The following is a 14,605-nucleotide window of genomic DNA, read 5'->3' as shown; positions in this document are numbered from 1 at the left end:
GGCTTTCGGTGTGCGCCTGGCTGGCGCAGGGAGATGGGGGAATCAGTCGGCCAGGGCGCCTGCGCCAAAGCGCTGCGCATAGGCCTGTGGACTCACGGCACGGTGCTTGTGGAAACTGCGGCGCAGGTTCTCGGGGTGCTCGAAGCCGCACAGCCGGGCCACGGTGGCCACCGACGCCTGGGTCTGGGCGAGCAGGGATGAGGCGGCCTCCACGCGCACCCGCTCCACATAGCGCCCGGGCGTGGTGCCCAGCTCGCGCTGGAACACGCGGGTGAGCGTGCGCGGCGGCATGCAGGCACGCTCGGCCAGGGCGTCGAGCGACAGGTCGTTGCCCAGCTGCGAGGGAATCCATTCGAGCAGCGCCGCCAGCCGCGGGGCGTGCCGGGTCTCGGGTGCCAGCAGCGCACTGAACTGGGCCTGCCCGCCGGGGCGGCGCATGAACATCACCAGCCGCCGTGCCACGGCCAGCGCCATGGGCCGGCCCAGGTCGGCCTCCACCAGCGCCAGGGCCAGGTCGATACCGGCCGTGACGCCGGCCGAGGTGAAGAGGCGGCCGTACACGGGGTGGGCCGCGTCGTAGGTGTGCAGGCAATCCTCGTCCACCTGCACGGCCGGGTAGTCCTGGCGCATCCGCTCCATGCGGCACCAGTGCGTGGTGGCGCGCAGGCCATCGAGCAGGCCGGCCTCGGCCAGCAGCAGCGCGCCCGAGCAGACCGAGCCCAGGCGCCGCACCTGGGGTGCCGCCTGGCGCAGCCATTGCTGCATGCCGGCGTGGCCCAGCTGGTCTGCCACGCCATCGCCGCCTGCCACCAGCACGGTGTCCAGGCCCGCGGGGTCGGTGTCGGCCCAGCTGCCATCGGCCAGCAGCGCAAAGCCTGCCGAGGTGACGACAGGCCCTGGCGCCTCGGCCAGCAGGCGCAGCGCATAGGCGGGCGCCAGCCCGTGGCCCGTGTGTTCGGCATTGGCCGAGCCGAAGACCTGCATCGGGCCGATGGCATCCAGGCTCATCACGCCGGGGTAGACCAGGCAGGCAACGGTGCGGGTGGGGTGGGGCATGGGGCCAGTGTCGCCACTTGTCCGGTTGGCCGCAATGACAATCAGCCCACAGATATGGCCATATGCTCCCAACTGCCGTTGGAGCCACAGTGCGGTGCCACGGGCGCCGGTGGATGCCGCCCGGCGAGGATTGTCAAAAATCCATAATTTGCTGGTCATCGCTGGTGCACAGGCGCTATCCTGCAATCAGACGGGCCGGCCAGCGGGGCCCGCAACCCAGCCCGAGCCTGTCCATTGCACGCCTTGAGGAGACTGTGAATGCCTTTGCCCTTGCGGTTTCCCAGAGAGATGGAGTGCTTCCTGAAGGCAGCGCAGCTGCTCGGCGCCATCCAGGGTGACCCCGGGCGGTTGGGCCCGGTCCTCGAGCTTCAGAAACTGCTCATCCGCCGCATCGCCAGGTCGGAGTTGAGCCATGCCCGCCTGCAGGATGCCCGGCTGCGGCTCAAGCAGCGCCTGGTGCGGGAGCGCCTGATCGGCGAGAAGGCGCGCGAGACGCGGGAGTTGGTCCTGAAGATCCAGGACCGCTGCGACGCGCTGGAGCAGCTGCGCTTTCTGTACCGCTGCTTTGGAGACGGCATCGCGGCGGCCTACCAGGCCCCCCATCGCCACCGGTACTTCTACTTTGCCCAGCGGGCCCATGCCAAGGAGCGCCCGGGACTGCTCTCGAGGAAAGACATGTTTCGCAGCCGGTACCGGGCCCTGAAGCTGGGCATCGGCATGGGCATCCCGGTGGTCCTGGCCGATGTGACCAACATGCTGGGGCAGGGCGATCTATGCGTCCTGGCCGGCAGCGAGCCCCAGCCCATGGAGCTGAAGTCCTTCAACCAACGCGGCTCCGCGGCCAGACTCCATCAGGAGGCGTTGCTGCGCACCATGGCGTTCCTGGCACGCCAGGCCCCTGCAGGTACCGCCAGCCCGGGCAGCGCTTCCCAGCCTGGGGAGATTACTCCCGGTGTGGCGCACAGGGCGCATCTGAACGAATGCGTGCGGCAGGCCCTGGAGTGCGGAATCGCGCAGGTGCTTCCCGAGCCGGGTCTGTGCTACGTGGTCGTGCGCAATGACCACTACCGCAACCACCCGGATTGCCTTCGAACGCTCAAGGGGTTGCGCTCGAAGTCGACGATGTCGGTCCAGGTGACGCCCGAAACGGCCTGGATACCGATGCAGCCGTTCACCCTGTCCATGACCGCCGGCAACGCCGTGCTGTTCATGCAGGGGGTCTTTCAGCTGCTGGTCTACATCGACATGAAGGTGCTGGTATCGCACTTCGCATCGCTCGGGGTCCATGCCGTGGCCCTGATGGATGGCGTGACCGCCCTGCAGCTCTCCAACGACGCCGAAGACCTGGAGCATGGGCTCTACCGGGTCAGCGAAGTGCTCTTTCAGCGCATCTCCTGCGAGTTCATGCCGCTGCGCAGCTTTGCGCAGGAGATGGCCGGGATGCTGGAGCCGGCACAAGCCCAGGGGGACCAGGATCTGCTTTTCGCGCCGTCGGGGGAGTGGGACGAGGCGCGGCACTACTACGAAGACGAAGGGCCGCACCTGCATTGAGTGGCGCCTGGTGGGCGCACCGGCTCGCCCTCACCGGGCGCCGGGCGGCCAGCCGTGTGGCCGCCAGGGCGGGAAGGCCTCGCTTGCCGCTCAGGCGGCGGCCTGGGATTGCAGGTAGTTCTGCAGGCCGATCTTGTCGATCAGGCCGATCTGCTTTTCGAGCCAGTAGGCGTGGTCTTCCTCGGTGTCGCGCAGCTGGGCCAGCAGCAGGTCACGGCTCACATAGTCGCCCACGCTCTCGCACAAGGCCATGCCGTTTTGCAGGGCAGCGCGCACTTCGTACTCGGTGGCCAGGTCCTTGCGCAGCATCTCGGGCACGGTTTCGCCGGGCGTGAACTCCTTGGGGCGCATGTCGGGGCGACCGCCCAGGAAGAGGATGCGGCGCAGCAGCGCGTCGGCATGCTGGGTTTCTTCCTGCATCTCGTGGTCCAGGCGGGTGTAGAGCTTGATGAAGCCCTGGTCCTCATAGATGCGCGAATGCGCGAAGTACTGGTCGCGCGCAGCCAGTTCGCCGCGCAGCAGATCCTTGAAGTAGTCGATGACTTGTGGGTTGCCCTGCATGTTCTTTTCCTTGTTACAGGCAGAAGTATCGCGCGCCCAGGGGGCTTTGCGGGGGAAAACCCCGGGGTGGCGCTCTGCATGCGTACAGGGATCAGAAGCGTTCTCATCGGGGGGGCCGTGCCGGTCGCCGCAGGGCCCTGCGCCACCTTCCCCCACACCCTGCGGGGCTGCCGGCTGCAGGTGCCACGGCGCGCGGGCACAATACCGCCCAAATGCTGACCTACCCCCAAATCGATCCCATCGCCCTGCAAGTGGGCCCGCTGGCCATCCACTGGTATGGCCTGACCTACCTGGCGGCCTTCGGCCTGTTCATGCTGCTGGGCATCGCGCGGCTGCGGCACCAGCCGTTCGCCTCCATCACCGGGCCGGGCGCCTGGACGCGCAAGGACGTGGAAGACATCCTGTTCCTGGGCGTGGCGGGCGTGGTGGTCGGCGGACGGGTGGGCTACTGCCTGTTCTACAAGCCGGGCTACTACCTGAGCCACCCGCTGGAGATCTTCTACGTGTGGCAGGGTGGCATGGCCTTCCACGGCGGGTTGCTGGGCGTGATCGTGGCCATGCTCTGGTTCGCTCACTCGCGCAAGCGCCCCTGGCTGGAGGTGGCCGATTTCGTGGCGCCCTGCGTGCCCACAGGTTTGGCGGCAGGCCGCGTGGGCAACTTCATCAACGGCGAACTCTGGGGCCGCTTTGCCAGCCCCGACCTGCCCTGGGGCATGGTGTTCCCGCAAAGCGGCTCCATGCTGCCGCGCCACCCCTCGCAGGTCTACCAGTTCCTGCTCGAAGGGCTGCTGCTGTTCGTGCTGCTGTGGCTGTACGCGCGGCGCGAGCGCCGCCAGGGCCAGGTCGCGGCCGTGTTCCTGATCGGCTACGGTGCCTTCCGCTTCATTGCCGAGTATTTCCGCGAGCCCGATGCGCACCTGGGTATCCTCTCGCTGGGCATGAGCATGGGCCAGTGGCTGTGCGTGCCCATGATCGTGGCCGGCATCGCCATGTGGCTGTGGGCCGCCAAGCGCGAGGGCGGCACGCCCGCGCTCACCGCGTCCAAGTCCTGAGCTGCCTGTTGTGGTCACCCGCCGCCAGCTGCTGCTGACCGGTGCTGCGGTCTCGCCGCTGCTGGCTTCGTGCGCGGCGGACCTCACGCGCTACCAGGGCCAGTCCGTGGCCGAGGTGGCCGATCGCCTGGGCGTGTGTGCGGCGGCGTATGCCACGCTGCAGGCTGGCCGCGTGCAGCCGACCGCCTTGGCCGGCCATTGCAAGGCCCCTGCGGACGCTGTGTTCCAGGCCGCCTCGCTGACCAAGCCCGTGGTGGCCTACGGCGCATTGCGCTTGGCGCTGGCGGGGCAACTGGACCTGCAAGCCCCGGTGGCGCACTACCTGCCGCAAGGCTATGTGCACTACCAGCATGCGCTGCGGCGCGCGCCGGGCGACGCCAGCGACACCGTGCCCGCCAGCACGCTGGCCCGCATCCCGGTGGCCGCCTTGCTCAACCACACCTCGGGCCTGCCCAACTGGACCAGCGGCGCGCTGGCCCCGGGTTTCGAGCCCGGCCAGCGCTGGCGCTATTCGGGCGAAGGCTATGTGCTGCTGCAGGCGGTGATGGAAGCCGTCACCGGCACGCCCATCGCGCCGTGGATGCAGGCGCAGGTGTTCGAGCCCCTGGGCATGCGCGACTCCAGCCTGGTGTGGAACAGTGCCTACGAAGGCCGGGCCGTGCATGCCAATGGTGCGGCCGCCGGTGGCCTGCGCTGGAACGTTCCGGTGGCTGCCGCTTCGCTCTACACCACGGCAGGCGATTTTGCGCGCCTGCTGGCCGCCTTCGTGGCCGATGAGCGGCTGCTCGCGCTGGTGCTGTCGGCCCCCGTGGTGGCCGACAAGGCCCTGGGACTGGAGTGGGGCCATGGCTGGGGCATCGAACGCACCGCCGCCGGCCCCATGCTCTGGCAGTGGGGCAACAACCCGGGCTTTCGCAATTTCGCCATGGTCTCGCCGACGTCGCGCGACGGCTTCGTGCTGCTGACCAACAGCGACCGGGGCATGGCCCTGGCCGTGCCGCTGGCGCAGCAGGTGCTGCCGGGGGAGCACCCGGTGTTCAGGTCGCCCTTGCTGGGTTGAAGCTCCATAGAACCTGTTGACGATCCCCTGCGAGATCGTAAACAGGTTCTTATTCCAGCGGCTTGCGCATCAGCGCCAAATACTGGCCCTGGATGTAGTCGTCGATGCGCGCGTACTCGCCGTAGCCCTGCTTGAGGTAGAAATCGCGCGCCTGCCACTCGAAGGTTTCGAGCTTGGCATTTCGGGCGCCCAGCGCCTTGCCCTGGGCTTCTGCCATGCCCAGCAGGCGAGCGCCCAGGCCCTTGCCACGCTGGTCTTCGGCCACCCACAGCACATCTGTCTGCAGCCAATAGACAAATACGTAGGAGCGGATGCCCGCGACCAGACGGCCATTGAGATCCCGCACGTCCAGACGCACGGGCTGCACCTGCGGGTACTCGCCCACGGTGCGGTAGTTGAACTCGCGCATGTGCTTGCCCAGCGTGCCGGCTTGCAGGTCTTCCAGAGAGGGCGGAGCAAAGGTGAACGAGGAGGCCATGGATGCGAAGGCAGGGCTGGATGGGGCGGCGATGATACCGGCTCAGCCAGCCGAACCCGCCTCCTGCAACCAGCCCTGCACCTGCTGGCGCAGGCCGTCCAGCACCGGGTTGGGGGCCCGTGCCACGCGCTGCACCCAGGCGATGTGCGACTCCAGCCCCCGGGTGGGAATGTCGAGTGGCACCAACCGCCCCTGGGCCAGCAGGGCGGCCGCGGGGGCCACAACGCCCATGTACAGCGCATCCGTGTGGCAGGCCACGTCCAGCAGGTCGGGCACGGACTCACTGGCCAGGCCGATGAGCACCTCGGGGTGGGCCTGCAGGCCCAGGCGCTGAACCAGCAGCCGCCCGACGGCCGCGCTCATGCCCGTGCAGGCCACGGGGAACTCCGTCAGCTCGGAAAACACCACCGGGCGGCGCTGGGCCAGCGGGTGCCCGGGGCGGGCCAGCACCCCGGTGGGCAGTTGCACCAGCCGGTGCACTTCCAGGTCGGCGTGGGAGCCGGGCAGGGAGTGGTAGTCCGTCACCAGGGCGTCCAGCGTGCGGTCGCGCAGCGCCTGGATCTGCTGGGCCTGGGGGCCGCCACCCAATTGCAGGCGCATGCGGCCCGCGTCGCGGGCCGCCAGGCGCAGCAGGCGGGGGGCCAGCAGGGCGTGGGGCGTGGCACTCATTCCCAGGCGCACGGAGCCGACTTCGCCGCTGACCTGGTGGCGCACCACCTGGTGCAGTTCATCGGCCTGGGCCACCACCTGGCGCGCATGCTCCAGCACCGTGCGGCCGATGGGGGTGAGGGCGTTGCGGTGGCCGCTGCGCTCGACCAGTGCCGCGCCCAGGTGGGCCTCCAGCATGGCGATGCTGCGGCTGAAGGCCGCCTGCGAGCGCCGCGTGCTGTCGGCCGCACGGGTGAAGCTGCCGCTGTCGGCCAGGGCAATGAAGTGGCGCAACTGGGCGATGGTGGTGGTCATGCGAAAAATCGAACGAAACGACTTGAATTATGCATTGGACGAACATTTCGTTACCGATTTAGGATGGCTTTCAATGCTCCCTACCTGAAGAGAAAGACGCGACCGACATGATCAAGAAAATCCTGCTGGGGCTGCTCGCCCTGGTGCTGCTGCTGGCCGTGGCCCTGGGCGTCAACACCGCGCGCAAGGGCTCGCGCCAGCTGGAGGTGGCGCCGATTGCCAAACTGCCGGTGGACGATGCCGCCGTGGCCGGCCGCCTGGCCGAGGCCGTACGCCTGCGCACCGAGTCCTCGCGCGACGATGCCAACTTCAGCGCCGGCCAGTTCCTGCAGTTCCACGCGCTGCTGCAGCAGCGCTTTCCCTTGGTTCACGCCAAGCTCAAGCGCGAAGTGGTGGGCGACCTGAGCCTGCTCTACACCTGGCCCGGCAGCGATGCCAATGCCGCCCCGGTGATGCTGATGGCCCACCAGGACGTGGTGCCCGTGGCCCCCGGCACCGAGGGCGACTGGGAGCAGCCCCCGTACTCGGGCGCCATCCAGGGCGGTTTCGTCTGGGGCCGCGGTTCCTGGGACGACAAGGGCAACCTCATGAGCCAGCTCGAGGCGGTGGAGATGCTGCTGGCCAGCGGCTTCACACCCCAGCGCACCATCTACCTGGCCTTCGGTGCCGACGAGGAGGTGGGCGGCCTGCGCGGCGCGGCAAAGATCGCGTCGCTGCTGCAGGAGCGCAAGGTGCGCCTGGATTTCGTGATCGACGAGGGCCTCTTGATCCTCGACGGCGTGATGCCTGGGCTGTCCAAGCCCGCCGCCGTCATCGGCGTGGCCGAGAAGGGCTACCTGTCGGTGGTGATGAAGATGTCGGGCACGCCCGGCCATTCGTCCATGCCACCGCACAAGGGCAGCAGCGCCATCGCCATGATGAGCGACGCGCTCAAGCGCCTGGACGAGGAGCAGATGCCTGGCGGCATCCGCGGCGTGGCGGGCGAGCTGTTCGACACGCTGGCCCCCGAGATGGGTGGCGTGAACCGGATGGTGCTGTCCAACCTGTGGCTGTTCCGCCCCGTGGTGCAAAAGCAGCTCGAAGGCGCCTCCAGCACCAATGCCATGCTGCGCACCACCACGGCGCTGACCATCGTGAACGCCGGCAACCGCGACAACGTGGTGCCCGGCCGCGCCGAGGCGACCGTGAACTTCCGCCTGCTGCCCGGCGACAGCAAGGAGCAGGTGATCGACCACATGCGCAGCAAGATCAGCGCCCCCGCCGCGCAGTACGAACTGAGCACGCTGCCCGGCGCGGTGGACGCCTCCAAGGTCGCACCCACCGACTCCACCCAGTACCGCCTGCTCAACCAGACCATTCGCGAGATCTTCCCCGACGTGCTGGTGGCCCCGGGCCTGATGGTGGCGGGCACCGACTCGCAGCACTACGGCGCCGTCAGCGACCACATCTTCAAGTTCTCGCCGGTGCGCGCGAATTCGGAGGACCTCAAGCGCTTTCACGGCACCAACGAGCGCCTGGAGATCGCCAACTACGCGGACGCGATCCGCTTCTACCATCGGCTGATCGGTCAGGTCAGCCAGGTGGGCGCCAAGCCTTGAGAGCGGCTCAGCCGCCGGCCAGCTGGTCCATCGCCTCGCGCGTGAGCCGAAAGCTCAGCCGATCGGCCACCTGCACGGCGCCCAGGCTTTTGTAGAAGGCGATGCCGGCGTGGTTGGAGTCCTTCACGTTCCAGTCCATGCGGCCGCAGCCCTCGCTGGCGCCGTAGGCTGCGATCCAGGCCACGAGTTGGCGGCCGATGCCCTGGCCACGTGCGTTGGTGCTCACGAACAGTTCCTTGAGCAGGCACTGGCGCCGGTGTTCCGGGCTCGGGTCCACCAGCGAGTGCATCAGTACCACGGCGGCAAAGCCCAGCGCCTGGCCCGCACCATCGCTGGCCACCACCAGCCGCGCGGGCGCTCCCGGTGCCAGCAGGTGGTCGCTCAGGTGGGCTTGGACGGTTTCGCGCGAGGCGCTGGCGACGCCTTCTCCGGCATAGTAGGCGTTCAGTTCGCAAAGCAGATCGACGAGCGGCGCGTCCGCGTGGGTGGCTAAGGCTATCTCCACGGCGTGGCGGGGCGTCTGCATGCTGCCGCTGTCAGGGGAAGAAGCGCTTGAGCGCGTCCTCGAAGGCGGGCAGGTCCGTGCCCACGTGGCTGGCGTTGTAGTCCGCATTCACCAGCGTGAACCCGGGGTTGTTCTGTGCCCGCATCTGCTCGTACAAGGGCTTGATGATGTTGGTGTTGTTGCCACCCGTGCCGGCACCGGTCAGGTACAGCGTCGTGGGCAGGGGCTTGCCGTCGAGCTGCTTTTCGTAGGCGAGGAAGGCCGCCGTGCTGCCGTGGCCGCCGTAGCTGGCCTCGGTAGACAGATAGTGCGAGAAGCTCAGCGACCCTGACAGACCCTCTGTCACCAGTGCCGCGATGACGAAGTAGCCCCCGTGCGACAGGCCCGAGAGCACCCTGCGCTTGGGGTCGGCGCGGTACTGGCGCTCGATGGCCGGTGCCAGCTCGCGGGTGATGAAGTTCAGGTAGCGGGTGGCACCGGGCAGCAGGAAGTCGGTTCCACGCATGATGGTGCCGCCGATGCCGACCAGGATGGCTTGGGTGCCCCGCGTCTGCATGGCCTGTTTGAAGGTGTCGAAGCGCGTGGGCGTGACGCCCGATCCATACAGTGCATCCCCCTCGGTCGCGTAGATGACCGGCAGCGCCGCGGTGCCCGTGGCGTACGACTGAGGCACGTACACCTGGATGGCGTAGGTGTACCCGGTCGATTCGGATTTGAGCGTGGAACTGAAGACCTGGCCGATCGGCTCGGGCGGGGGCTCGTTCGAACCGCCCCCGCCGCAGGCGGCAAGGGCAGAGGCGGCGCCCAGTGCGAGCAGTGCCGTGCGGCGGTCCATGGTCAGGGCCGTGTGCGTTCTTTCTGGCATTCCGGTTCTCCTCCTGTTGGGCCATTGTAGGGAGGGTTGCAGAAATGCATGCACGGACACCTGCACATGGAGGGCCGAGTCAGAACTGCGCCCTGTCCAGGTCCTCGATCAGCGTGGTTTCCACTGGTCGCCAGCCCAGGCGTTGCTGCGTGAGCGCGCTGGAGGCCGGGCTGTCCATGCCGGCAAAGCGGGCCAGCCACCCGAAATGCTGCTGTGCGCCGCTGGCCGGCACCGAGACCACGGGCAGGTTCAATCCGCGGCCGATGGATTCGGCAATCGCCTTGAGCGCCACGCCTTCCTCTCCCACCGCGTGGTAGCGTGCGCCGGCCTGGCCCTGTTCCAGCACCAGCCGGTACAGGCAGGCGGCGTCGAGCACATGCACGGCGGGCCAGCGGTTGGCGCCTTCGTCCACATAGGCCACCGTACCCTTTTCGCGTGCCAGCGCGATCAGGTAGGTGATGAGCCCCTGCTTGAACGGGTCGTGTACCTGCGGCAGCCGCACCACGCAGGCATGCACGCCCTGCTGCGCCAGGGCCGCGGCGGCCTCTTCCGAGGCACTGCGCGGCACGCCTGCGCTGCTGGGAATCGGGGCATGCTCTTCGGTGCCCACGCCGCCCGTTCCCAGCAGCGTCATGCCGGTGGTCACGAGCAGGGGGCGGTCGCTGCCCTGGAGCTCTGCGCCCAGCGTGGCGATGACCTGCCGGTCGGCCTCGCAGTTGGCTGCATAGGTGGAAAAGTCGTGGTTGAACGCCGTGTGGATCACGCCGTCGGCATGGGCGACGCCGCGGCGCAGGCTGGGCAGGTCGTCGAGTGAGCCGCGGTGCACCTCGGCGCCCACGGCGGCCAGGCGCTCGGCGCCTTCGTCCGAGCGGGCCAGGCCCAGCACGCTGTGGCCCGCATCGATCAACTCGTTGACGACGGCCGTTCCGACGAAACCGGTCGCGCCGGTCACAAATACTCGCATGGTGATGTCCTTGGCTTGTAAAAAGAAGGGCAGTGTCGTTAGACTGCTTATCCCGGTAAAGTAGTGTTCGTATACAGGTATAAGAGATAACAGGAAGAGCGCCCCATCCCATGCCCGACATCAACGACAACGCGCTCGGCGACTACCTGCGCGACCGCCGCGCACGGCTCGATCCGGCCGCTCTGGGCTTTCCGCTGGCGCGCCGGCGCACGCCCGGCCTGCGCCGCGAAGAGGTGGCCCAGCGCGCCCATGTCAGCGCCACCTGGTACACGTGGCTGGAGCAGGGGCGGGGAGGGGCGCCTTCGGCCGAGGTGCTCTCGCGCATCGCCCACGCGCTGATGCTCACCGAGGCCGAGCGCGAATACGTCTTCCTGCTGGCCCTGGGGCGCCCGCCCGAGGTGCGCTTGCAGGATGCCGAGGGCGTGACGCCCCGCCTGCAGCGCGTGCTCGATTCGCTGGAAACCAGCCCGGCCTATGTGAAGACCTCCACCTGGGATGTGGTTGCCTGGAACCATGCCTCCACCCGCGTGCTGACCAACTATGGCGCCCTGCCTGCCGGACAGCGCAACATCCTGCGCGTGGTCTTCGGCAGTACGGAGTTGCGCCGCAAGATGCCCAACTGGGAGCGCGACTCGCGCTTCATTGTCGGTGCCTTCCGCGCCGACGTGGCGCGCGCCGGCGCCGCCGCGCGCGTGCAGCCCATGGTCGACGAGCTGTGCCAGCTCGACCCCGAGTTCCGCGCCCTGTGGCGCGGCAACGATGTGCAGAGTGCCTACGGCGAGCACCCCAAGCATGTGGTGCACCCGGTGGCCGGCCCCATCGATCTGGAGTACTCGGCCTTTGCCGTCGATGGCCGGCCCGACCTGGGCATGGTGGTCTACACCCCGGCCACGCCGCGCGACCTGGCGCGCGTGAAGGCGCTGATCGCGGCGGGCGAGGGCACCAGGGCGGTTGCTGCCCTGCCGGCCGCGAAGCGGCCCCGCCAGTCCGCGCCGGCCTAGTGTCCTGCCCCGCTACCCCACCAGGAGACGAGCCAGATGACCACCCCGCCCGCCAACCCACCTGTTCACGCGAGCTTCGAGCAGTTCCAGGCCCGGTCGCTGGCCGACGGTTTCGATGAGGTGCTGGTGCGCGAATGGGCGCCGGGCCAGGTGGTGCCCGAGCACCGCCACGACTTCGGCGTGAGCGCCATCGTCGTGCAGGGCGAGATGTGGCTCACCTGCGCAGGGCAGGAGCGCCACCTCGTGCCCGGCGATAGCTTTGCGCTGTACCGCAACGAGCCGCATTCGGAGCGCTATGGCGTACAGGGGGCGACGTACTGGGTGGCGCGGCGCAACGCTGCTGATTGAGCACGGCGCGACGGACTGCAGCGCATGGCTGCGCTGTGGCGTTCTCCAATGCTGCCGGCCACGCCAATTTCAGATGGTCGGCACCTTGCAAATGGGCGCAGCCACCGGCTCATCCAGGCCTTGTCTTGTTGCTCCCCCGCCGCATTCCCCTGATTTTTGGGCTGTCTTACGAAAAATCACGCTTTCCCTCTTGTCATTTTGCATAATTATGAGAAATTACACCCATGCGAAAGCAAAGCCAGCGTTTGTCGTCATTTGAGGACACGTTGGCGGCAAAAGCCGGTCCCTGATGCAAGGGCCGGCAGCCGATCGCCCGGAGTTCGCCTGAATATGCGCCTGGTATCCAATTCCCTGCACGACGAAGTCGCCTCGCGGCTGCGGGAGGAGATCTTTGCCGGCACGCTGGCGCCGGGCAGCTTCCTGGACGAAGTGGCGCTGTGCGAGCGGCTCGAAATTTCGCGCACACCGCTGCGCGAGGCGCTCAAGGTGCTGGTGGCCGAGGGGCTGCTGCGCCATGAGCCGCGGCGCGGCTGCTTTGTGGCCGAGGTCACGGCCAAGGATCTGGACGAGATCTTCCCCGTGATCGCGCTGCTCGAAGGGCGTGCCGCCCACGAGGCCACGCGCCGCGCCAGCGCCGCCGACGTGGCTGCGCTGGAGGTGCTGCACCAGCGCCTGCAGGCGCACGCGGCGGCCGGGCGCATCCCCGAGTACTACGCCGCCAACCACGCCATCCACGAGGCCTTCATCACCCTGGCCGACAACCGCTGGCTGGCCCAGGTGATTGGCGACCTGCGCAAGATCCTGCGCCTGGCGCGGCTGCAGCAACTGCATGCGCCCGGCCGCCTGCAGCAGAGCCTGGCCGAGCACCTGGCGGTGTTTGCCGCCCTGAAGGCCCAGGACTGCGATGCCGCCGAGGAGGCCATGCGCACCCATCTGCTGCGCCAGCGCGAGGCCCTGCGCGACGTAGCCCGCACCCAGCAATCGAGGTTGACACGATGAACATGAACACCGCCCCTGAATGGATCGCCCGCAGTGTCTCGCGCCTGCGCTCCGCTGCCCCTGCCAGCGACAACAAGGCCCCCGGCGACAAGCCCGCGCGAGCAGCGGCTGCCGACAAGGCCAACGTGACCGACGTGGTGGCCAAGGTGGCCGCGCCGCGCTCCACCAACGAGCGGCTGGCGGCCACGCTGCGCCGCGGGCAGGAGGCCTTGTCGCCGCGCGCGCTGCGCCGCCTGCTGGCCGACCTGCAGGAGGTGGTGGCCCCGCAGGTGAGCGAGCTCGAAGGCGGGCGCCGCGCCCAGGGCGTGGCCCAGTGGTATGCCGAGGCTACTGCGGAAGAGCGGCGCGACATGTGGCTGCTGCTGTGCGAGCAGTTCGCGCCCGACGCCACGCGCTTCAAGTCGGCCCGCCAGCGCTACGAGGCCGCGGCCGGAACGGCCGAGGAGGGCCAGGCCGAGATCAGCCTGCGCCGCGCCCTGGTGTCGCCGCGCACGCGGCTGCTGCAGCGCTTTGCGGTGTTTCCCGAGGGCATGCGCTTTCTGGTGGACATGCGCGCCGAGCTGCTGCCCCTGCTCAAGGCCGACAAGCGCCTGCTGGCGCTCGATGCCGAGCTGGAGCACCTGTTCTCGACCTGGTTCGACGTGGCCTTCCTGGAGCTGCGCCGCCTGTCGTGGGACTCGCCGGCCTCGCTGATCGAAAAGCTCATCAAGTACGAGGCGGTGCACGACATCCGCAGCTGGGCCGACGTGAAGAACCGGCTAGACAGCGACCGCCGCTGCTACGGCTTCTTCCACCCGCGCCTGCCCAACGAGCCGCTGATCTTCGTCGAGGTGGCGCTGGTGGACCACATCTCCAGCAGCATCACGCCACTGCTCGACGAGGCTGCCGCACCAGCCGACCTGGCCCGGGCCACCACGGCCATCTTTTACTCCATCAGCAACACCCAGACGGGGCTGCGCGGGGTGAGCTTCGGCGATTCGCTGATCAAGCACGTGGTGGAGACGCTTACCGAGGAGTTCCCGCGCCTGCGCACCTTTGCCACGCTCTCGCCCATTCCGGGTTTTCGCGGCTGGCTGGCCAAGCATGCCGCGCCCATGCTGGAGCGCCTGGACGAGAAACGGCGTGGCGAACTGGGCCGTGCCGTGGGTTTCGAGCCGCCGCAGGCCGCGCATCTGCTCACCGCACTCGAAAAGCCGCTGGAGCTGGACGCGCGCTCGCCCGTGCGGCAGCTGTTGCTCGAATGCGCGGCCCACTACCTGGCGCGCGAGCTGGCCGAGGGCAAGCCCGTGGACCCGGTGGCGCGCTTTCACCTGGGCAACGGTGCGCGCGTGGAGCGCCTGAACTGGGGCGGCGACCCCTCCACCAAGGGCCTCAAGCAGTCGTACGGGCTGATGGTCAACTACCTGTATGACTTGAAGCGCATCGACAAGCACCGCAGCCTGCTCGCGCAGGGCAAGATCCCCACCTCCGGGGACATCGACAGCCTGTGCAAAAACTGATCTGAAGAACCCGGGCGTGGGCCCGGTGCCTCGGTATGCAGGCGGTTGGTGGCAATCCCTGCAGACAGGGTGTGCATCGGTGACACCCGTGTCGTGAGCCGGCGC

The 14,605-nt window shown here is 68.5% G+C and carries 15 protein-coding genes; 8 read left to right on the top strand and 7 right to left on the bottom strand.

All coding sequences use genetic code 11. The annotated features are described in order from the left end of the window. Positions 1 to 42: 42 nt before the first annotated feature. Positions 43 to 1,056: a GlxA family transcriptional regulator gene (locus AC07PF_RS15210; protein WP_494612439.1), complete on the bottom strand. Its 1,014-nt coding sequence runs from the start codon at positions 1,054 to 1,056 to the stop codon at positions 43 to 45. Positions 1,057 to 1,314: 258 nt separating this feature from the next. Between AC07PF_RS15210 and AC07PF_RS15205 the strand changes: the two genes are divergently transcribed. Further along, positions 1,315 to 2,607 (top strand): hypothetical protein, encoded by a 1,293-nt coding sequence (locus AC07PF_RS15205; RefSeq protein WP_494609051.1) that lies wholly within the window; start codon positions 1,315 to 1,317, stop codon positions 2,605 to 2,607. A 90-nt stretch (positions 2,608 to 2,697) separates the two neighbouring features. On the opposite strand, the gene bfr is transcribed toward AC07PF_RS15205, so the two are convergent. After that, a complete protein-coding gene (gene bfr / locus AC07PF_RS15200; RefSeq protein WP_007855294.1) occupies positions 2,698 to 3,168 on the bottom strand; it encodes a bacterioferritin in 471 nt (156 codons plus the stop codon). A gap of 212 nt (positions 3,169 to 3,380) precedes the next feature. Here bfr and lgt point away from each other — a divergent pair, with 212 nt between their 5' ends. Continuing rightward, a complete protein-coding gene (lgt, locus tag AC07PF_RS15195) occupies positions 3,381 to 4,220 on the top strand; it encodes a prolipoprotein diacylglyceryl transferase (protein WP_494612438.1) in 840 nt (279 codons plus the stop codon). A gap of 10 nt (positions 4,221 to 4,230) precedes the next feature. Continuing rightward, positions 4,231 to 5,280, top strand: a complete 1,050-nt coding sequence (locus tag AC07PF_RS15190) for a serine hydrolase domain-containing protein (RefSeq protein ID WP_494612437.1) — start codon at positions 4,231 to 4,233, stop codon at positions 5,278 to 5,280. A gap of 49 nt (positions 5,281 to 5,329) precedes the next feature. Here AC07PF_RS15190 and AC07PF_RS15185 read toward each other — a convergent pair whose 3' ends face one another. Both AC07PF_RS15185 and AC07PF_RS15180 read right to left on the bottom strand, forming a co-directional pair. Further along, the gene (locus tag AC07PF_RS15185; RefSeq protein WP_494612436.1) at positions 5,330 to 5,758 is read right to left on the bottom strand and encodes a GNAT family N-acetyltransferase; all 429 of its coding nucleotides are present in this window, start codon (positions 5,756 to 5,758) and stop codon (positions 5,330 to 5,332) included. Positions 5,759 to 5,800: 42 nt separating this feature from the next. Then, entirely contained in the window at positions 5,801 to 6,721 is a 921-nt protein-coding gene (locus AC07PF_RS15180; protein ID WP_494609049.1) for a LysR family transcriptional regulator, read from the bottom strand. 107 nt (positions 6,722 to 6,828) lie between these two features. Between AC07PF_RS15180 and AC07PF_RS15175 the strand changes: the two genes are divergently transcribed. After that, on the top strand, positions 6,829 to 8,319 hold the full coding sequence (locus tag AC07PF_RS15175; protein ID WP_494612435.1) for a M20 family peptidase: 1,491 nt from the start codon (positions 6,829 to 6,831) through the stop codon (positions 8,317 to 8,319). A 7-nt stretch (positions 8,320 to 8,326) separates the two neighbouring features. On the opposite strand, the gene AC07PF_RS15170 is transcribed toward AC07PF_RS15175, so the two are convergent. The 3 genes from AC07PF_RS15170 to AC07PF_RS15160 form a co-directional block, all read right to left on the bottom strand. Then, positions 8,327 to 8,845, bottom strand: a complete 519-nt coding sequence (locus tag AC07PF_RS15170) for a GNAT family N-acetyltransferase (protein WP_494612434.1) — start codon at positions 8,843 to 8,845, stop codon at positions 8,327 to 8,329. A gap of 10 nt (positions 8,846 to 8,855) precedes the next feature. Beyond that, entirely contained in the window at positions 8,856 to 9,689 is an 834-nt protein-coding gene (locus tag AC07PF_RS15165; protein ID WP_494612433.1) for an alpha/beta hydrolase, read from the bottom strand. 79 nt (positions 9,690 to 9,768) lie between these two features. Then, positions 9,769 to 10,653: an SDR family oxidoreductase gene (locus AC07PF_RS15160; protein WP_494612432.1), complete on the bottom strand. Its 885-nt coding sequence runs from the start codon at positions 10,651 to 10,653 to the stop codon at positions 9,769 to 9,771. Between the two features lie 110 nt (positions 10,654 to 10,763). On the opposite strand from AC07PF_RS15160, the gene AC07PF_RS15155 reads away from it, so the two are divergent. From AC07PF_RS15155 to AC07PF_RS15140, 4 genes are all read left to right on the top strand, one after another. Continuing rightward, the gene (locus AC07PF_RS15155) at positions 10,764 to 11,654 is read left to right on the top strand and encodes a helix-turn-helix transcriptional regulator (protein ID WP_494612431.1); all 891 of its coding nucleotides are present in this window, start codon (positions 10,764 to 10,766) and stop codon (positions 11,652 to 11,654) included. A gap of 36 nt (positions 11,655 to 11,690) precedes the next feature. Continuing rightward, on the top strand, positions 11,691 to 12,002 hold the full coding sequence (locus tag AC07PF_RS15150) for a cupin domain-containing protein (protein ID WP_007861092.1): 312 nt from the start codon (positions 11,691 to 11,693) through the stop codon (positions 12,000 to 12,002). A 330-nt stretch (positions 12,003 to 12,332) separates the two neighbouring features. Beyond that, positions 12,333 to 13,001 carry a GntR family transcriptional regulator gene (locus AC07PF_RS15145; RefSeq protein WP_145696162.1) on the top strand — a complete coding sequence of 223 codons (669 nt, stop codon included), beginning with the start codon at positions 12,333 to 12,335 and terminating at the stop codon, positions 12,999 to 13,001. A 2-nt stretch (positions 13,002 to 13,003) separates the two neighbouring features. After that, positions 13,004 to 14,500 carry a malonyl-CoA decarboxylase gene (locus tag AC07PF_RS15140; protein WP_494612524.1) on the top strand — a complete coding sequence of 499 codons (1,497 nt, stop codon included), beginning with the start codon at positions 13,004 to 13,006 and terminating at the stop codon, positions 14,498 to 14,500. The last annotated feature ends 105 nt before the right edge of the window (positions 14,501 to 14,605 follow it).

The sequence above is a fragment of the Acidovorax sp. GW821-FHT10A04 genome (assembly GCF_059415825.1).
The sequence above is the reverse complement of the archived record's forward strand: the minus strand, read 5'-3'. Positions and strand labels throughout refer to the sequence as shown.